This window comes from Herbaspirillum huttiense (assembly GCF_047300815.1).
GTDB classification, from domain to species: domain Bacteria; phylum Pseudomonadota; class Gammaproteobacteria; order Burkholderiales; family Burkholderiaceae_D; genus Herbaspirillum; species Herbaspirillum huttiense_A.
In genome coordinates, this window is the sequence record NZ_CP178608.1 from 2,311,239 (window position 1) to 2,328,750 (window position 17,512).

Below are 17,512 nucleotides of genomic sequence, written 5' to 3' on the forward strand. Positions count from 1 at the left end.
GGCAGATGAGGGTCAGCATGGGCAATAGGCCCGTGCCGAGGTAATAAGAGGGTTCGGTTCAAGTTAGCGCAGGCACTTGCCGATAACCAAGAATTCAATTGTTCAGATGGAGTCTCAGCATGTCCGGTCCCAATACCAAGTTCTTAGTCGTCGATGACTTTTCGACCATGCGCCGCATCGTGCGCAACCTGCTCAAGGAATTGGGCTACACCAATGTGGATGAGGCCGAAGACGGTGTGCAGGCGCTGCAGAAACTGCGCAGCGACCAGTTCGACTTCGTCGTCTCCGACTGGAACATGCCCAACATGGATGGCCTGACCATGCTGCAGGAAATCCGCAAGGATCCGGCACTGTCCAAGCTGCCCGTGTTGATGGTGACGGCCGAAGCCAAGAAGGAAAACATCGTCGCCGCCGCCCAGGCCGGCGCCAATGGCTACGTGGTCAAGCCTTTCACCGCAGCGACGCTCGATGAGAAGCTGGGCAAGATCTTCGAAAAGATGGCCGCAGGTGGCTGAGGTGGATAACGCCGCCAATCCTGCCCGTACGCCCACCGCCGAGGGCGCCGGGGTCAACGACGAGGTGCTGGTGCGCATCGGCCACATGACGCGCAACCTGCACGACAGCTTGCGCGGCCTGGGCTTCGACCGTTTGCTGGAGAAAGCCGCCAGCGACATGCCGGACGCGCGTGACCGCCTCGAATACGTGGCGCGCATGACGGAGCAGGCCGCCCAGCGCGTGCTCAATGCCACCGAGCTGGCCAGCCCGCTCCAGGAGCGCATCAACGAAGGTGCCAGCGAGCTCAAGGCGCAATGGGACGCGGCTGCCACCGGCAGTTTTGCCGAAGCCGATGTCCGTGCGCTGGCGGCCAAGACCTCCGCCTTCCTGGCCCAGGCCAGCGAAGACAGCAGCGTGACCAAGCAGCAATTGCTGGACATCATGATGGCCCAGGACTTCCAGGATCTGACCGGCCAGGTGATCAAGCGTGTGACCAAGCTGGCGCATGACCTGGAGTCGCAACTGGTGCAGTTGCTGGTGGATTACGCGCCTTCTGAGACCAAGCGCGAAGACACGGGCCTGCTCAACGGTCCGCAGATTGACCCGGCTGGCAAGGATGTCATCGCCAACCAGGGGCAGGTGGACGACCTGCTGGAGAGCCTGGGCTTCTGAGTCCGGTTGATCCGCATTTCCCGGTCAGGATAAAAAACGCCTCGGAACTTGCCAATCAGGCAAGTTCGGGGCGTTTTGCGTTGATGTGGCCGGTACGCTACGCCGGAGGCGGCCTCCAGGCCGCGCGGGCGGGCGCAAGGGCCCGTCCAGCTTGACTTTCTTCATCTCTTTCAGGTTCGATGCGCAGCGTTTTGCCGCAGGCAGACCCTTGGGTGTTTGCCTAGTCCGAAATGGGGGACCTTTTCGCCCTTATTCCCCTGATGCTCAGGGCGCGTGCTCGCCAATAATCCTAGCCTATTGTTCTACAAATCCGTCCAGCGCCAGCGCTGGAGGAAAAGCGGTTTAGCAGGGGGATACGGCGGATGGCCGAAGACAGCGATATGGAGCGGACCGAACCCGCCACGGGCAAACGCATTGAGCGTGCCCGTGAGCAGGGGGATGTCCCGCGTTCGCGCGAATTGGCCACGACCTTGATGCTGTTGGTCGGCGGCAGCTGCGTCTGGCTCTTCAGCGGCCCGGTGGTCACCAGCCTGGACCGCATCCTGGTGGCCACTCTCACCTTCGAACGGGCAGCCGCTTTTGATCCGGCGCTGCTGTTCGACATGCTCAATGCCCACCTGCTGGAGGTGGCCATTTCGATGATTCCCCTGGCTTTCCTGATGACCCTGGCCGCCATGGCCGCGCCGCTCATGCTGGGCGGCTGGCTCTTCAACACCAGCTCACTGGCGCCCAAGTTCAGCAAGCTCAATCCCATCAGCGGTTTTGCCAACATGTTTTCGGTCAATTCCTTAGTTGAGCTGGGCAAGGCTGTGCTCAAGACGCTGCTGGTCGGGACCGTCGCCTGGCTTGCCATTCGCGGCCAGATGGATGCGGTCATGGGCCTGGGCGTGGAGTCGCTCAAGACCGCCGGTGCGCATTCGGCGCAACTGCTGTGGATCAGCTTCATCACCATGGTGTCGGCGCTGATTTTGATTGCCGCGCTGGACGTGCCTTACCAGATCTGGAACTACGGCCGCAAGCTGCGCATGACGCGCGAAGAGGTCAAGCAGGAACATAAGGAATCCGAAGGCGACCCCCACATCAAGGGCAAGATCCGTGCGATGCAGCGCGCCATGGCCCGCCGCCGCATGATGGCCGAAGTGCCGACCGCCGACGTGGTGGTGACCAACCCGACCCACTTTGCAGTCGCCCTGAAGTACACCGAAGGCAAGATGGGCGCGCCCAAGGTCGTGGCCAAGGGTGCCGACGACGTCGCCGCCAAAATCCGCGAACTGGCGCGCGAGCACAAGGTGCCGCTGCTGGAGGCGCCGCCCCTGGCGCGTGCGCTGCACGCCCATACCGAGATCGGTGACGAGATTCCCGAGGCGCTCTACACGGCAGTGGCCGAAGTGCTGGCCTACGTGTTCCAGCTGCGCACCTTCGGTCAGTTTGGCGGCGATCGTCCGGTAGAGCCCACCGAACTGAACGTGCCCAAGGACCTCGATCCGGCCACCTCGCCCAAGAAGCCCCGTGGCCCCAAGAATAGAAACAGGCAGTAACGATGGCAACCAAACTCAATACCATGAAAATCCCGGCCTGGGTCCCGCTCAAGAGCGGCCGGGCGCTGGCGGCCCCGATCCTCATCGTCATGATGCTGGCGATGATGGTGCTGCCGCTGCCGGCCTTCATGCTGGATCTGCTGTTCAGCTTCAACATCTCGCTGTCGGTAATCGTGCTCATGACCGCGCTCTATACGGTCAAGCCGCTGGACTTCATCGCCTTTCCGGCGGTGCTGCTGGTGTCGACCATGCTGCGCCTGTCACTGAACGTGGCCTCCACCCGCGTGGTGCTCACCGAAGGCCACACCGGCCCGGATGCGGCCGGCAAGGTGATCGAGGCCTTCGGCCACTTCCTGATCGGCGGCAACTATACCGTCGGTATCGTGGTGTTCGTGATCCTGACCATCATCAACTTCATGGTGGTGACCAAGGGTGCCGGCCGTATCGCTGAAGTGGGCGCACGCTTCACCCTGGACGCCATGCCCGGCAAGCAGATGGCCATTGACGCCGACCTCAACGCCGGCATGATCGGTGAGCCCGAAGCCCGTGCCCGCCGCAAGGAAGTGGCACAGGAGTCCGAGTTCTACGGCGCCATGGACGGTGCCTCCAAGTACGTGCGCGGCGACGCCGTGGCCGGCATCATCGTCACAGTGGTCAACATCGTCGGCGGTTTGGTGGTGGGCATGGTGCAGCACGACCTGGCCTTCGATGCCGCGTTGAAGAACTACACGCTGCTGGCCATCGGTGACGGCCTGGTAGCGCAGATTCCTTCGCTGATCATCTCGACCGCTGCCGGTGTGGTGGTCTCGCGCGTGGCCAACGACCAGGACGTGGGCGGACAGCTCATCAACCAGCTCTTCGCCAAGCCGGAAGTGCTCTACATTACCGCGGTCATCATCGGCGGCATGGGCCTGATCCCGGGCATGCCGCACATCGCCTTCATCTTGCTGGCAGCGGCCATGGGCGGTGGTGCCTACGCCATCAGCAAGCGTGCTGAGAAGGCCAAGTCCGAAGCCGCGGCCACGGCGCCGCAAGCGGCCGCCTCGGCCGCTGCGCCGTCCGAAGCGGAAGAGGCGACCTGGAACGACGTCATGCCGGTCGATACGCTGGGCCTGGAAGTGGGCTATCGTCTCATTCCGCTGGTAGACAAGGGACAGGGCGGCGAACTGCTCAAGCGCATCAAGGGCATCCGCAAGAAGTTCGCCCAGGAAGTCGGTTTCCTGTCGCCGCCGATTCACATCCGCGACAACCTGGAACTGAAGCCCTCGGCCTATCGCATCACCTTGAAGGGTGTGGAAGTGGGTAATGGCGAGGCGCATGCAGGCCAGTACCTGGCCATCAATCCGGGCATGGTGACCGGTCCGCTGCCGGGCATGATGACCTCCGATCCTGCCTTCGGCCTGCCGGCCGTGTGGATCGACAGCAGTCTGCGCGAACAGGCCTCCACCATGGGTTACACGGTGGTCGATGCCGGTACCGTGGTGGCGACTCACCTGAACCACCTCATCACCACGCACGCAGCCGAGCTGCTGGGCCGCCAGGAAGTGCAAAGCCTGCTGGATCACCTGGCCAAGGAAGCCCCCAAGCTGGTGGAAGACCTGGTGCCCAAGATGCTGCCGCTGGGCACGCTCCAGAAGGTCTTGCAGAACCTTTTGCTGGAAGGCGTGCATATCCGCGATATGCGCACTATCATCGAAACATTGGCCGAACACGCTGCCCGCATTCAGGATCCGACCGACTTGACGGCGATTGTCCGTATTGCGTTGGGCCGTGCCATCGTGCAACAGATTTTCCCGGGCGAGAACGAGCTGGCCGTCATGGCGCTCGATTCCAAGCTCGAACGCCTGCTCATGCAGGCACTGCAAGCCAGCGGCGACACCGGCGGCATCGAGCCGGGCCTGGCCGATTCGCTGGTGCAGCAGACCGAAATGGCGGCGCAGCGCCAGGAGCAGATGGGCCTGTCGCCCGTGCTGCTGGTCGGCGCACCGCTGCGGACCTTGCTGGCGCGCTTCCTGCGTCGCGCCATGCCGCAGTTGCGCGTGCTGTCGCACGCTGAAGTACCCGAGTCGAAAACGATTAAAGTTACCAGCCTAGTTGGAGGGCAAGCATGAACGTCAAGAAATTTATCGCCAATTCTTCTCGCGAGGCCTGGCGCCAGGTTCGCGAGGCGCTTGGCCCCGATGCCGTCATTCTCTCCAACCGCAATATTCCTGACGGGGTGGAGATCCTGGCCATGGCCAATGAGGACATGACCACCCTGGTGGCGCCGACTGGCGCGCGCGACCCGAACGGGCGTGCCCAGGCAGCTTCCTTGCAGCAGCAGTCCGGCGCGCCGGCAGCGCAAACCAAGCGTCCGGCGCTGCTGTCCTCGCCGCTGGCCCAGCAGCCGGCCCGCACGGTGCGCCCGGAGAACGCTCCCTTGCTGGATCAGCCCGCTCATGGGCGCGCACCGGTCCGTGCACCCGAAGCTGCTCCGGCCAGCGATGCCCGCGTCTGGCGCAGCCGCCGTGCGGAGCAGGATGCCAGCCGTGCGGCCTCGGCGCAGCAGGCACAGGAGTCGGGCGAGCAGGACATGCGTCAGCGTTCGGCCTTGCCGGAATTCGACGGCAAGGACTACGACGAAATCCTGTCGGAAGTCATGAGCGAGATCCGCTCCATGCGTGGCGTGCTGGAAACCCAGCTGGCCGAAATTTCCTGGGGGGGTACGCAAAAGCGTGATCCGCTCAAGGGCGTCGTCCTGAAAGAAATGCTGGCTGCAGGCTTCTCTGCCAGCCTGTCGCGCCTGATCACCGAAAACCTGCCCGCCAACTCCAAGTCGCAGGACATCATGTTCTGGGTCAAGTCGGTACTGGCGCGCAATCTCAATACCTTGGCCAACGAGAACGAACTGCTGGAAAACGGCGGCGTCTTCGCCCTGGTCGGCCCCACCGGCGTGGGCAAGACCACCACGACCGCCAAGCTGGCAGCGCGCTGTGTGATGCGCCACGGCTCCGGCAAGCTGGCGCTCATCACCACCGACGGCTACCGTATCGGCGGCTACGAACAACTACGCATCTACGGCAAGATCCTGGGCGTGATGGTGCATTCGGTCAAGGATGAGACCGACCTGCGCATCGCCCTGGAAGAGTTGAAGGGCAAGCACACCGTGCTGATCGATACCGCCGGCGTGGGCCAGCGCGACCAGATGGTGGCCGAGCAGGACGCCATGCTGGCCGGTGCCGGCGTGGACATCAAGCGCCTGCTGTGCCTCAATGCCACCGCCACCGGCGGCACCTTGAACGAAGTGGTGCATGCTTATTCCAGCTCGGGTCTGGCCGGCTGCATCATCACCAAGCTCGACGAAGCCGCCACCATCGGCAATGTGCTCGATGTGGTGATCCGCCACAAGCTCAACCTGCATTACGTGGCCAATGGCCAGCGCGTCCCCGAAGACCTGCACGTGGCCAACAAGCTCTACCTGGCTGACCGCGCCTTCAAGCAGAAGCGCGAAACCGCTCCTTTCGAGTTCCAGGAGGGTGAGCTGCCCGGCGTGATCGGGCCTACTGCCATGTCCATGAATGACCGTGGACTGCGTGAGGTGAGCTTTGGCTAGTTACGATATCGACCAGGCAGCCGGCCTGCGCAGGATGCTGGAGCGTCCGGTGCCCAGGCTCTTCACGTTCTTCTCCGTGCTGGGTGAGGAAGAAAAGAGTGCCATGCTCATCAATCTGGCAGCGTCCTTGTCTCAAGCCAAGCACAGCGTGCTGGTGGTGGATGGCGACGTCGCCACGACGGGTCTCCTGACCCGCATCGGCTTGCGACACGATGTGGCGACCCTGCAGGAAGTGGCGCGCATGGAGCGTCCCATGGTGGAAGCCACGCGACGCTTGCCGGAAGGTTTTTCGATGGCGCGCATCGCCCGCCGCAGCGTGCCGTCGGCCACCGATCCCCATGCGGGGCGCCTGGCCGAGATCTTCGACAGCCTCATCGAGCAGGCCGAGATCACGCTGGTCAATGGCGTGCTGGCGCGCGACCTGTCGCTGCCGGTGCCGACCATGGAGATGGGCGAGATCGTGATCCAGGTCTCGACCACGGCCTCGTCGATCAAATCGGCCTATGTGCTCCTGAAGAGCCTGAGCGACCGGATCGGCCGCCGTCCCTTCAGTCTCATCGTCAACGATGCCACCGAAGCCGAAGCCCGTACCGTCTACGCCAACATGGCCCAGGCGGCCAGCCGTTACCTGGCAGCCCAGTTGAATTTCATCGGCGCCATTCCGGCCGACGATCATATTCGCCGCGCCACCGGGCAGGGCCGGGCGGTGATGGACGTGTTCCCGTTCGCCGGTGCCGCGCTGGCATTCCAGCGCTTGTCCAAGCGCTTCACGGAAGGTCCGGATGCAGCACGCAGCGCATACGGCATGGCCACCGACGGTGCCAGTCTGGGAGTGTGACGTGCATGTATAACGTCAAGGGAAAGAAGGGCAAGAACGACGTGCTGGAGCAGCATGCGCCGCTGGTCAAGAAACTGGCGCATCAGCTCAAGGCCAAGCTGCCCCCCAGTGTAGAGGTGGACGACCTGATCCAGGCTGGCATGATGGGCCTGCTCGACGCCGTCAACCGCTACGAGGAAAACCATGGCGCCCAGTTCGAGACCTATGCCGTGCAGCGTATCCGTGGCGCCATGCTGGACGAGCTGCGCAGCAGCGACTGGCTGCCGCGCAGCATCCGCCAGAATGCCCGCAAGGTCGAAGAGGCCCTGCAAAGCCTGCTGCAGCAGCTGGGCCGCCAGCCGCAGGAGGCCGAAGTGGCCCAGCACATGAAGCTCAGCCTGGCTGAATACCAGGCGCTGCTGGCCGACTGCGGTGGCCATCAACTGATCTATTACGAGGATTTCCACGACGACGACGGCGGCCATGAGCATTTCCTGGACCGCTACCAGACCGGCGAAGGCGACGATGATCCGCTGCAGAGCCTGATCGACGGCGGTTTCCGTGAAGCGGTGGTGGATTCGATCAAGGCCTTGCCCGAGCGCGAGCAACTGCTCATGGCCCTGTACTACGAGCAGGAAATGAACCTGAAGGAAATCGGCGCCGTCATGGGCGTTTCCGAATCGCGGGTGTGCCAGCTGCACAGCCAGGCGATCTCGCGCATGCGCTCTTATCTGCGCGAGCATTCCTGGAGCGGGGTAGCCTGAAGATTCTTGCGCGCAAGGCGCATTCCGTTAAGCAGCAACGACAAAGCCCGGCAATGCCGGGCTTTTTGTTGGGGAGAGGCAACTCAGCAGGCGTGAGCAGGAGGCTTACACAACGCCCAGGCGACGGCCCGAGGATTTGATGCTGTTCTGTCCATCCGGGCCGTAGAAATTGCCGGTGCCGGTCTTGCCTTGCAGGATGGTGAGGGCGCTCTGATTGATGGAGAGCTTCTTGCCGATCAACAGGCCGTTGACGCGGTTCAGTTCCTTGGCATCCTGCGCCAGCTCGAAGAGGCCGGCCCAGACATCACGGTCGGCATCGCTGGCGTGTTCATTCATCCACTTCTGCATGCCAGTTTCATCTTCGCTGTAACCCAGTTTGCGCAACAGTGCGTGACGGTTGCCGGCCAAGGTCGACATTTCGGCCACGATATTGGCTTTTTCGGAAATGATGTCGGTCAGGCCTTCGGCCGTGGCCTCGGTCAGCAAGGCTTGCTCCTGGGTCAGCTTGTCGACCAGGCGCGAAAGGGCGGCGTGTTCCAGGGAGAGATGGCTGGCCGGATTCATGCGGGAGATCCTCGGTACAGGCGAACGGCAATCAGGCCGGGCGGGCGCTGATGAGATTCTTGACGGTATCGATCAGGCCATCGGCGATCTTGTCCGGGTCGATCTGGAAGGTGCCATTGGCAATGGCGGCCTTGATCTCGGCCACTTTCTTGGTGTTGAAGGCGCCGCTGTCGCCGTTGACCTTGGTTTCCAGCGCTTGATAGGTGCTGGACAAGCGCACGCTGTCGGAAGTGGCAGCCTTGGCAGCCGCACTGTCGCCCGCAGCAGTGCCGGTGGCAGCATTGTTGCGGGTCTGCGTTTGTGCCTGCTCGGTGTTGAGGGCAGCGGATTTGAGGGCGTCGTTAACGTTCACGGCAGTATTCCTTGTAGGGTGGGGGCGCTTCGCACCCGCCTGTCGTATGGATTATCGACCAGTTCTGGGCAAACTTTAACATTCCCGCACCTCAAATGCGCCGATTTCGGGAGTTTTCTTCACATTTCCTTCCGGACGAGCCGCTGCGTTCCGCCTCTGTAGCGCCTCTCCGGAAATTGCTTCATATCAATAGATAAAATGCGATAGCCGGCCGGTATCCGGTTCAATAATTGATTTCCAGGATGCCGCCGGCCTTGGCGATGCCGCTGACGACCTGGCCGGCTGCCGTCCTGGCCTGGGCCATCTGGCCTTCATTGGCATTGGTCAGGGCGCGCGCCTCGGTCGAAATCTGGAAGCCCGGGCCGATCGACACTACCCGCACCGCCTGGCCTTGCTGCACCACGCGCTGGTTGCGGATGGCATCGAGCCGCAGCGGCGTACCGGCACGCAGGGACATGTTGGCCACGCGCCCGATGACCTGGGATTCCTCGGTGATCACCCCGCTGGGCAGGGTAGACATGTCGCCGCGAATGCGGGTGATGTCGCTGGCACTGATGGTCTGGCCCTGGGCCAGCGGGACGGCTGCGACCAGGTAATCCGAGATCACCTGCACGTTGGCGCGCAGGTAGATGGTCCAGGGGGAGGGCGCCACGCATTTGATGCCGACCGTGGTGCGGCCGAACAGGCGCCCGCCATTGGGCATGAAGGCTTGCGGTTCCAGGCAGGCGGCCAGGGTCAGGCGGGAATCGGCCGGATCGACGGCGACCGTGACGCTGCCCGGCAAGCCCGAGGTCTGGCCTTTGAGGAATTGCTCTGCCACTTGTTGCAAGGCTTGCAAGTCCTGTTTTTGCGGGGTGTTGGGGTCGTTCTGGGAAAGGGCGGGCGCAGCCACGCCCAGGCCGGCTGCCAGCAAGGCGAGGGCGGCGAAGGTGTGGCGCAGGGCGCGGAAAGCATGTTTCATTTTGTGCAACTTGCCCGGAGTGGGCATAGGCGAATCTTGGCAGCCATGTTACGTCGCGCGCGCGAGGTCAAAAGCGCAAACAGGGGAGGCTTTTCTCTCTTTATCGCCCCTTAGAGTTAGTGGTGCGAACGTATGATCAAGCCTACGTAATTCCATCATCGGCGCAGTCCGCGAGCGGCCAGGGCAACGGCAAGCGAGAGCGGCGCAGCGACGGTACTTCCGGAGGACCTGATGGTCTCTAAGCTCGACGATTATTTCCGTTTCAACGAGATGGCGCTGAACCTGCGGGCCCAGCGCCAGCAGGTGCTGGCGTCCAACATCGCCAACGCGGACACGCCCAATTACAAGGCGCGTGACGTCAACTTTGCCGACGCGCTCAAGAACGCGCTGGACAACAAATCCAACACCATCCCGCCGCTGCAGCTCGACCGCACGGCCGCCAGCCACGTGGCTGGCACCGCGCCCGAGACCGGTCCGGGCAGCATCGGCGGCACCGCCTTGCAGTACCGCACACCGGCCCAGGGCAGCGTGGACGGCAATACCGTCGATCTGGATGTGGAACGCAATGAATTCGTCGACAACGGCATCCGCTACGAAGCCGGCGTCACTGCCGTGAACGGCCAGATCAAGGCCATGTTGAACGCCATCCAACCGGGTTGATAAACCATGTCTCTTTCCAACATCTTCAACGTGGCGGGCTCGGCCATGAGCGCGCAGTCCCAGCGCCTCAATGCCACGGCCAGCAACATCGCCAACGCCGACAGCGCCACCAGCCCCAATGGCACGCCCTACCGGGCCAAGCAGGTGGTGTTCGAAGCCATTCCCGTGGGCAGCGTCAAGGACAGCGGCGTGAAAGTGGCGGCCGTGGTCGAGGACCAGGCCCCGCCCAAGCTGGTCTATGACCCCAAGCACCCGATGGCCGACGGCAATGGCTACGTGGCCATGCCCAACGTCAATCCGGTCGAGGAAATGGTCAACATGATCTCGGCTTCCCGCTCTTACCAGACCAACGTGGAAACGATGAACACGGCCAAGGCCATGCTCGTCAAGACCCTCACCATCGGCCAATAAGCGGCCAGTCAACAGGACCTGAACCATGGCAATCGTCTCCAATGACCTGCTCAGCGCAATGAACGGTACGAGCAGCAGCTCGTCGACCAGCAATTCTTCCAGCCTCGACAACAACAGCCCGGACGCGATCCAGAACCGCTTCCTGACGCTGTTGATCGCGCAGATGAAGAACCAGGATCCCAGCAACCCGATGGACAACTCGCAGCTGACCACGCAGATGGCCCAGCTCTCGACCGTCTCGGGCATCAGCCAGCTGAACAATTCGCTGTCCACGCTGATGAGCAATCTCAATTCTTCGCAAGCGCTGTCCACGGCCAACATGATCGGACACAGCGTGCTGGCTCCGGGCAACAGCATCCAGCTGACCAGCGATACCACCAAGGACGCCGACGGCAAGGAAACCACCAGCCAGAAGGCGGTGTTCGGCGTGAACCTTTCCGGTACCGCCTCCTCGGTGGTGGTGACCATCAAGGACTCCACCGGCGCCGTGGTCCACACCACCGACCTGGGCACCCAGGCGGCCGGCGTGGTGCCGGTGATCTGGGACGGCTCCAATGATACCGGCGGCAAGGTGGCCGACGGCAACTATACCTTCACGGTCAGTGCCTCCAACAATGGCACCGCGGTGTCCGCTTCGACCTTGTCGTTCGGCACTGTTTCCAGCGTCTCGACTGCGTCGGACGGCGTCAAGCTCAACGTCACCAATGTCGGCACCATCAAGCCGACCGACGTCGTGCAAATTCTTTAATCGTCATTACCGACAACATTCGGAACAAGGGGATATCTCATGAGTTTTCAGCAAGGTCTGAGCGGACTGAACGGCGCAGCCAAGAGCCTGGACGTCATCGGTAATAACGTGTCCAACGCCAGCACGGTGGGTTTCAAGCAGTCGCAGACACAGTTTGCCGACATGTACGCCAACTCCATGAACCGCTCCGGCAATTCGCCGGTGGGTATTGGTGTGACCGTGGCCAATGTGTCGCAACAGTTCACCCAGGGCAACATCACCTCGTCGGCCAATCCGCTGGATATCGCCATCAATGGGGACGGTTTCTTCCAGGTGGCGGCTTCGCTGGACAACAAGTCGCCAATGTACGGCCGCAATGGCCAGTTCCAGCTGGACAAGAACGGCTACATCGTCAACCCCAGCATGAACGGTGCCTACCTGATGGGTTGGGCGGCGGGCGCATCGGGTGGGGACCCGACTGCATTGCAGATCGATACCTCGGCCATCCCGGCGACCCCCACGACGACCATCACCACCAAGGTCAACCTGGATTCCCGCGTGACGGCCATTCCTGCAACGACCGTGTTCAACGCCAACGATCCGACCACTTACAACAACTCGACCGGCGTCACCATCTATGACAGCTTGGGCAATCCGTACAGCGTGCAGACTTATTACTCGAAGGCTGCACCGACCGGAACGCCGCCCACGACCACCTGGACCGTCTATGCCAAGGTCGACAGCACCACGCTGACCAGCGGTACGCCTGCTGCCCCCCTGGCCGTGGGCACAATGACCTTCGATGCCACCGGTGCGCTGACCTCCACCACCGGCCTGACCCTGAGTACTGCCACTCTGGGAACGGTGGTCAAGGCCGGCGGCGTATTCGCCAACCCGATCAACATCTCCTATGCCGGCTCGACCCAGACCGGCTCGGCCTTCGTCAACCTGGCACAGAACCAGAACGGCATGCCGCCGGGTACCCTGTCGAGCTTCTCCATCGACAAGGACGGCAGCATCATCGGTTCCTACAGCAACCAGCAGACCAAGAACCTGGGCACCGTGGTGCTGGTGAACTTCGCCAACCCGAATGGCCTGCAGCCGCTGGGCAACAACCTCTACCAGGCTACCGGCGCGGCCGGCAGCCCGCTGGTAGGCAAGCCGACCACGGGTACCTTCGGCACCCTGCAGGCGCGTGCGGTGGAAGACTCCAACGTCGACCTGACGGCCGAGCTGGTCAACATGATCGTGGCCCAGCGTGTCTACCAGGCCAACTCGCAGACCATCAAGGTGCAAGATACCGTGCTGCAGACCTTGGTCAGCCTGCGTTAATAAGGTCTGCCCGGCGCGCCCTGTGGCGCGCCTGCTGCAAGGCCGCCGGCGTCGCCGGTGGCCGGTTTCAACCGGGGGTGCCAGGGATGGGCGCCGCCACTAAGGGGTTTTATGGATCGTCTGGTCTATACAGCGATGTCGGGCGCCAAGCACACGCTTGAGCAACAAGCCAGCGCCAGCAACAACCTGGCCAATGCCACGACCACGGGTTTTCGCGCCCAATTGAATACCTTCCGTTCGGCACCGGTGGTGGGCGAGGGCTTACCCACGCGCGCCTTTGTAGTCGATTCCACGGCAGGCAATGATTTTTCGCAGGGTCCGATCCAGGATACCGGCCGCGCGCTGGACGTGGCGGTGCAGGGCCGTGGCTGGATCGCGGTGCAGACCGCCGACGGCGGCGAAGCCTACACCCGCAACGGCAGCTTCAAGATCAACGAGAACGGCATCCTGCAGACCCAGAACGGCCAGTCCGTGCAGGGTGACGGCGGCCCGATCACCATTCCGCCCGATACCACGGTGGCCATCGCGGCCGACGGCACGGTGTCCTCGATCCCGACCAACGGCATTCCCAATGCGGTCAACGTGCTGGGCCGCATCAAGCTGGTGAACCCGGACGAGAAGAACCTCAAACGCGGCGACGATGGCCTGTTCCGCACCATCACCGGCGCCGCCCAGCCCGACGCCAACGTGCGCCTGGCCAGTGGTGCGCTCGAAGGCAGCAATGTGAACGTGGTGGAGGCGATGGTCAACATGATCAACCTGTCGCGCCAGTTCGAAATGAACATGAAAGTGATCCAGACCGCCGAAAGCGATGCGACCAAGGCGACCTCGATCCTGTCGCTGTCTTGATGCTGCCTACGCACCTGACCTCAACGATGCACCCGCAGCGCAAGCGCTGATTACCGGAGAAACAAATGATTCGTTCCCTGTGGATTTCCAAGACCGGCCTGGACGCGCAACAGACGCAACTGGACGTGATCTCCAACAACCTGGCCAACGTCAGCACCAACGGTTTCAAGCGCTCGCGCGCCGTCTTCGAAGACCTGCTGTACCAGACCGTGCGCCAGCCCGGTGCCCAGTCCTCGCAGCAGACACAATTGCCTTCGGGCCTGCAGATCGGTACCGGCGTGCGCCCGGTGGCCACCGAACGCATCTTCACCCAGGGCAACGTCAACCAGACCAACAATGACAAGGACCTGGCGATCCAGGGCAACGGTTTCTTCCAGATCCTGCTGCCCGACGGCACCACCGCCTACACCCGCGACGGTTCCTTCCAGACCGACAGCCAGGGCCAGATGGTGACCTCCAGCGGTTACACCCTGCAGCCGCCGATCACCATTCCGCTCAACACTACCAAGCTGTCCGTGGGCCGTGACGGTACGGTCTCGATCATGCAGGCTGGTTCCACTGCCACCACCCAGATCGGCACCATCCAGGTCGCCACCTTCATCAACCCGGCTGGCCTGGAAAGCCGTGGCGAGAACCTGTACGTGGAAACCGCCGCTTCCGGTACCCCGAACCCGAATACCCCGGGCACCAACGGCGCCGGCGCCCTGTGGCAGGGTTATGTGGAAACCTCCAACGTGAACGTGGTGGAAGAACTGGTCAACATGATCCAGACCCAGCGCGCCTACGAAATCAACAGCAAGGCCATTACCACTTCCGACCAGATGCTGGCCAAGATTTCGCAGCTGTAATGCAGTCGTGCAGTGGTTTTTGAACAAGGCAGTCGGTAGCAGAAGAAGGACGAGGCAATGATGAAGAGCATGCTGAAATTGGCCACCATCGCGGGCGTGTTGAGCGTCGCCGCTTGCACCACCGTGCCGGACAGTATCGTGTCCGGTCCCAAGACGGCGCGTCCGCAACCGGCGTCCTATGCGCCGCCGACCTCGGGTGCGATCTTCCAGTCGGCGGTCTACCGCCCCTTGCTGGAAGACCGTCGCGCGCGCCTGGTGGGTGACACCATCACCATCGTCATCAACGAAAAGACCAGTGCCGGCAAGTCCGCCGGCAGCTCGGCCAGCAAGACGGGTACGGTGGCCTCGCCTGCGCCGACCATCTTCGGCACTTCCATCAAGGAGTTGTCCGCCTCCGGTAGCTCGTCCTCCAAGTTCGAGGACAAGGGCGCCACCAGCTCCAGCAATACCTTCACCGGCACCATCGGCGTGACCGTGGTGGAAGTGCTCCCCAACGGCAACCTGGTGGTTTCGGGTGAAAAGCAGGTGGCGCTGGACAAGGGCGTGGAATACGTGCGCTTCTCCGGCACCGTCAGCCCCGACAACATCCAGACCGGCAACACCGTTTCCTCGACCCTGGTGGCCGACGCCAAGGTGGAATACCGTACCAATACCCGCGTGGACATGGCTGACTTCATGTCTTCGCTGGGCCGATTCTTCTTCAGCGTTTCTCCTTTCTGATGTGGAGTAGTGCAATGACCCGGAAAGGATTTTTCGCCATGGACATGATCAGGATGGGCAGCAAGCTGCTGTCGGCGGCTGCCGTGGCAGCGCTGTGCGTGGCTGCGGCCGCGCCGGCCAACGCCGAGCGCCTCAAGGACCTGGCCAGCATCCAGGGCGTGCGCCAGAACCAGCTGGTCGGCTACGGCCTGGTCGTGGGCCTCGATGGCAGCGGCGACCAGACCACCCAGACTCCCTTTACGGTGCAAAGCGTCATCAGCATGCTGCAGCAGCTGGGCGTGAACGTACCTACCGGCACCAGCAGCAACATGCAGCTCAAAAACGTGGCCGCGGCCATGGTGACGGCCACCTTGCCTGCCTTCGCCCAGCCGGGCCAGCTGATCGACGTGACGGTTTCTTCCATCGGCAACGCCAAGAGCATCCGTGGCGGCACGCTGCTGATGGCGCCGTTGAAAGGTGCTGACGGCCAGATCTACGCTATCGCCCAGGGCAACATCGTCGTCGGTGGTGCGGGCGGCTCGGCCGCAGGCAGCAGCACCGTCATCAACCAGTTGTCGGCGGGCCGCATTTCGGGCGGTGCCACCGTCGAACGGGCCGTGCCCAGCTCCCTCGGTGGCGGCGACATGGTCATGCTGGAACTGAACGACAATGATTTCTCGACGGCCAGCCGGGTGGTTGATGCCCTCAACAAGCGCTTCGGCAATGACACCGCCGTGGCCCAGGATGGCCGCGTCATTCGTGTTCGTGCGCCGATTTCCAGCGGCGATCGCGTGGCCTTCCTCGGTGCCCTGGAAAACGTGGACGTCACCCCCGGCAAGCTGGCCGCCAAGGTGATCCTGAACGCCCGTACCGGCTCGGTGGTGATGAACCAGAGCGTGATGCTCGATACCTGCGCGGTCTCGCACGGCAACCTGTCGGTGGTGATCCAGGCCGACAATGCGGTCAGCCAGCCCAATGCCCTGGCGGGTGGCCAGACGGCCGGCGTGCAGAATGCCCAGGTGTCGATCAACAAGGAGCCCGGCAAGGTCATGCTGTTGAAGGGCGGGGCCTCGCTGTCCGATGTGGTCAAGGCGCTCAATGCCATCGGTGCCACGCCCCAGGACTTGCTGGCAATCCTGCAGGCCATGAAGGCAGCCGGCTCCCTGCGTGCCGAACTCGAAGTGATCTGACGGTCCGGGCCGATCCAACCTCCAACGCATTTCACCAAGGTCATCCATGCTCAACAAGATCAACCCATCCAATCCGACCGAGAGTCTGGCTGTCGATGCGAATGGGCTGAACGGCCTGCGCGAGGCTGCCAAGCAGAACTCGCCGGAGTCCATCAAGGGCGCAGCCAAGCAGTTCGAGGCGCTGTTCCTGAACATGGTGATGAAGAGCATGCGGGATGCCACTCCGCAAAACGGCCCGTTCGACAACGAGCAGACCAAGATGTTTACCTCCATGCTCGACCAGCAGCTCAGCCAGAGCCTGGCCCAGCGCGGAGTGGGCCTGGCCGATGTGCTCACGCGCCAGCTCTCGGCCTCGCTGCCCAAGAAGCTGCCGGATGCGCAGGACCTGGAGGGCAATCCGACGCCGGGTGAAGAGGGGCTGCCGATGGGCATCCCGCTGGTCAAGGACATGAGCGATGCCGACCGTGCGAAGTTCATCCAGAGTTTCGCCAGCCAGCAGGCTGCAGAGGGCACGGATCAGGATGGCCGCAACAAGCAGCGTCGCAATTCCAACAAGCCGGCCCACGTGGAAGCTTTCCAGAACCGCCTGCAGGCCGATGCGGAAATGGCGAGCAAGATCACCGGCATTCCGGCCAAGTTCATGCTGGCGCAGGCGGCGCTGGAAACCGGCTGGGGCAAGAAGGAAATCGTCACCCGTGACGGCCGCTCGGCGCACAACCTGTTCGGCATCAAGGCCACCGGCAACTGGACCGGCAAGGTGGTCGAGGCTACCACCATCGAATACATCAACGGCAAGCCGCAAAAGCGCGTGGAAAAATTCCGCGCCTACGATTCCTATGCCGATGCCTTCAAGGATTATGCCAACTTGCTGCGCAGCAATCCGCGCTACGAGAAGGTGCTGGCCAGCGCCCAGGATGCGCACGGCTTCGCCTACGGACTGCAGCGCGCCGGTTACGCCACCGATCCGCACTATGCGGAAAAGCTTTCGCGCATCATCCGCCAGTCGCTCTCGGCCTGATTTTCCAGCGCCGCAGGGCGTGT

The 17,512-nt window shown here is 62.8% G+C and carries 19 protein-coding genes; 16 read left to right on the plus strand and 3 right to left on the minus strand.

The window, feature by feature from the left end:
* Positions 1–119 precede the first annotated feature (119 nt).
* The 7 genes from cheY to ACLRDN_RS10740 all read left to right on the plus strand — a co-directional run bounded on the left by cheY (position 120) and on the right by ACLRDN_RS10740 (position 7,878).
* A complete protein-coding gene (gene cheY / locus ACLRDN_RS10710; RefSeq protein WP_006712751.1) occupies positions 120–515 on the plus strand; it encodes a chemotaxis response regulator CheY in 396 nt (131 codons plus the stop codon).
* Positions 508–1,167: a protein phosphatase CheZ gene (gene cheZ, locus ACLRDN_RS10715; RefSeq protein ID WP_413460004.1), complete on the plus strand. Its 660-nt coding sequence runs from the start codon at positions 508–510 to the stop codon at positions 1,165–1,167. The genes cheY and cheZ overlap by 8 nt, the downstream gene beginning before the upstream one ends.
* Before the next feature lie 362 nt (positions 1,168–1,529).
* Complete coding sequence (gene flhB, locus ACLRDN_RS10720; protein ID WP_413460005.1) at positions 1,530–2,705, plus strand: flagellar biosynthesis protein FlhB; 1,176 nt, start codon at positions 1,530–1,532, stop codon at positions 2,703–2,705.
* Positions 2,706–2,707: 2 nt separating this feature from the next.
* Positions 2,708–4,816 (plus strand): flagellar biosynthesis protein FlhA, encoded by a 2,109-nt coding sequence (gene flhA, locus ACLRDN_RS10725; protein ID WP_413460006.1) that lies wholly within the window; start codon positions 2,708–2,710, stop codon positions 4,814–4,816.
* Complete coding sequence (gene flhF / locus ACLRDN_RS10730) at positions 4,813–6,297, plus strand: flagellar biosynthesis protein FlhF (protein WP_413460007.1); 1,485 nt, start codon at positions 4,813–4,815, stop codon at positions 6,295–6,297. Before flhA ends, flhF begins: the two co-directional genes overlap by 4 nt.
* A 34-nt stretch (positions 6,298–6,331) precedes the next feature.
* Positions 6,332–7,135 carry a MinD/ParA family protein gene (locus ACLRDN_RS10735; protein ID WP_413460381.1) on the plus strand — a complete coding sequence of 268 codons (804 nt, stop codon included), beginning with the start codon at positions 6,332–6,334 and terminating at the stop codon, positions 7,133–7,135.
* A gap of 5 nt (positions 7,136–7,140) precedes the next feature.
* On the plus strand, positions 7,141–7,878 hold the full coding sequence (locus tag ACLRDN_RS10740; RefSeq protein ID WP_413460008.1) for an RNA polymerase sigma factor FliA: 738 nt from the start codon (positions 7,141–7,143) through the stop codon (positions 7,876–7,878).
* Between the two features lie 105 nt (positions 7,879–7,983).
* Here ACLRDN_RS10740 and ACLRDN_RS10745 read toward each other — a convergent pair whose 3' ends face one another.
* The 3 genes from ACLRDN_RS10745 to flgA all read right to left on the minus strand — a co-directional run bounded on the left by ACLRDN_RS10745 (position 7,984) and on the right by flgA (position 9,755).
* The gene (locus ACLRDN_RS10745) at positions 7,984–8,442 is read right to left on the minus strand and encodes a flagella synthesis protein FlgN (protein WP_413460009.1); all 459 of its coding nucleotides are present in this window, start codon (positions 8,440–8,442) and stop codon (positions 7,984–7,986) included.
* Between the two features lie 31 nt (positions 8,443–8,473).
* The gene (gene flgM / locus ACLRDN_RS10750) at positions 8,474–8,794 is read right to left on the minus strand and encodes a flagellar biosynthesis anti-sigma factor FlgM (protein WP_413460010.1); all 321 of its coding nucleotides are present in this window, start codon (positions 8,792–8,794) and stop codon (positions 8,474–8,476) included.
* A gap of 223 nt (positions 8,795–9,017) precedes the next feature.
* The gene (gene flgA / locus ACLRDN_RS10755) at positions 9,018–9,755 is read right to left on the minus strand and encodes a flagellar basal body P-ring formation chaperone FlgA (RefSeq protein ID WP_413460011.1); all 738 of its coding nucleotides are present in this window, start codon (positions 9,753–9,755) and stop codon (positions 9,018–9,020) included.
* A gap of 231 nt (positions 9,756–9,986) precedes the next feature.
* Between flgA and flgB the strand changes: the two genes are divergently transcribed.
* The 9 genes from flgB to flgJ all read left to right on the plus strand — a co-directional run bounded on the left by flgB (position 9,987) and on the right by flgJ (position 17,489).
* Entirely contained in the window at positions 9,987–10,415 is a 429-nt protein-coding gene (flgB, locus tag ACLRDN_RS10760) for a flagellar basal body rod protein FlgB (protein ID WP_413460012.1), read from the plus strand.
* 6 nt (positions 10,416–10,421) lie between these two features.
* Positions 10,422–10,826, plus strand: coding sequence for a flagellar basal body rod protein FlgC (gene flgC / locus ACLRDN_RS10765; protein WP_088753742.1), 405 nt, complete (start codon positions 10,422–10,424; stop codon positions 10,824–10,826).
* Between the two features lie 25 nt (positions 10,827–10,851).
* Positions 10,852–11,574, plus strand: coding sequence for a flagellar hook assembly protein FlgD (locus tag ACLRDN_RS10770; protein WP_088753743.1), 723 nt, complete (start codon positions 10,852–10,854; stop codon positions 11,572–11,574).
* Positions 11,575–11,613: 39 nt separating this feature from the next.
* The gene (gene flgE, locus ACLRDN_RS10775; RefSeq protein WP_413460013.1) at positions 11,614–12,885 is read left to right on the plus strand and encodes a flagellar hook protein FlgE; all 1,272 of its coding nucleotides are present in this window, start codon (positions 11,614–11,616) and stop codon (positions 12,883–12,885) included.
* Positions 12,886–12,996: 111 nt separating this feature from the next.
* Positions 12,997–13,734, plus strand: a complete 738-nt coding sequence (gene flgF, locus ACLRDN_RS10780; RefSeq protein ID WP_413460014.1) for a flagellar basal-body rod protein FlgF — start codon at positions 12,997–12,999, stop codon at positions 13,732–13,734.
* Positions 13,735–13,799: 65 nt separating this feature from the next.
* Positions 13,800–14,582 (plus strand): flagellar basal-body rod protein FlgG, encoded by a 783-nt coding sequence (flgG, locus tag ACLRDN_RS10785; protein ID WP_088753746.1) that lies wholly within the window; start codon positions 13,800–13,802, stop codon positions 14,580–14,582.
* 60 nt (positions 14,583–14,642) lie between these two features.
* Positions 14,643–15,302, plus strand: a complete 660-nt coding sequence (locus tag ACLRDN_RS10790; protein ID WP_413460382.1) for a flagellar basal body L-ring protein FlgH — start codon at positions 14,643–14,645, stop codon at positions 15,300–15,302.
* Positions 15,303–15,340: 38 nt separating this feature from the next.
* Positions 15,341–16,471, plus strand: coding sequence for a flagellar basal body P-ring protein FlgI (locus tag ACLRDN_RS10795; protein WP_413460015.1), 1,131 nt, complete (start codon positions 15,341–15,343; stop codon positions 16,469–16,471).
* Positions 16,472–16,517: 46 nt separating this feature from the next.
* Positions 16,518–17,489 (plus strand): flagellar assembly peptidoglycan hydrolase FlgJ, encoded by a 972-nt coding sequence (flgJ, locus tag ACLRDN_RS10800; protein WP_088753748.1) that lies wholly within the window; start codon positions 16,518–16,520, stop codon positions 17,487–17,489.
* Positions 17,490–17,512 lie beyond the last annotated feature (23 nt).

Bases quoted from the DNA above. Each gene is read 5' to 3' on its own strand.
- cheY (WP_006712751.1), top strand. From the start codon at position 120: ATGTCCGGTCCCAATACCAAGTTCTTAGTCGTCGATGACTTTTCGACC.
- flhB (WP_413460005.1), top strand. From the start codon at position 1,530: ATGGCCGAAGACAGCGATATGGAGCGGACCGAACCCGCCACGGGCAAA.
- flhA (WP_413460006.1), top strand. From the start codon at position 2,708: ATGGCAACCAAACTCAATACCATGAAAATCCCGGCCTGGGTCCCGCTC.
- flhF (WP_413460007.1), top strand. From the start codon at position 4,813: ATGAACGTCAAGAAATTTATCGCCAATTCTTCTCGCGAGGCCTGGCGC.
- ACLRDN_RS10735 (WP_413460381.1), top strand. From the start codon at position 6,332: ATGCTGGAGCGTCCGGTGCCCAGGCTCTTCACGTTCTTCTCCGTGCTG.
- ACLRDN_RS10740 (WP_413460008.1), top strand. From the start codon at position 7,141: ATGTATAACGTCAAGGGAAAGAAGGGCAAGAACGACGTGCTGGAGCAG.
- ACLRDN_RS10745 (WP_413460009.1), bottom strand. From the start codon at position 8,442: ATGAATCCGGCCAGCCATCTCTCCCTGGAACACGCCGCCCTTTCGCGC.
- flgA (WP_413460011.1), bottom strand. From the start codon at position 9,755: ATGAAACATGCTTTCCGCGCCCTGCGCCACACCTTCGCCGCCCTCGCC.
- flgB (WP_413460012.1), top strand. From the start codon at position 9,987: ATGGTCTCTAAGCTCGACGATTATTTCCGTTTCAACGAGATGGCGCTG.
- flgC (WP_088753742.1), top strand. From the start codon at position 10,422: ATGTCTCTTTCCAACATCTTCAACGTGGCGGGCTCGGCCATGAGCGCG.
- ACLRDN_RS10770 (WP_088753743.1), top strand. From the start codon at position 10,852: ATGGCAATCGTCTCCAATGACCTGCTCAGCGCAATGAACGGTACGAGC.
- flgE (WP_413460013.1), top strand. From the start codon at position 11,614: ATGAGTTTTCAGCAAGGTCTGAGCGGACTGAACGGCGCAGCCAAGAGC.
- flgF (WP_413460014.1), top strand. From the start codon at position 12,997: ATGGATCGTCTGGTCTATACAGCGATGTCGGGCGCCAAGCACACGCTT.
- flgG (WP_088753746.1), top strand. From the start codon at position 13,800: ATGATTCGTTCCCTGTGGATTTCCAAGACCGGCCTGGACGCGCAACAG.
- ACLRDN_RS10790 (WP_413460382.1), top strand. From the start codon at position 14,643: ATGAAGAGCATGCTGAAATTGGCCACCATCGCGGGCGTGTTGAGCGTC.
- ACLRDN_RS10795 (WP_413460015.1), top strand. From the start codon at position 15,341: ATGGACATGATCAGGATGGGCAGCAAGCTGCTGTCGGCGGCTGCCGTG.
- flgJ (WP_088753748.1), top strand. From the start codon at position 16,518: ATGCTCAACAAGATCAACCCATCCAATCCGACCGAGAGTCTGGCTGTC.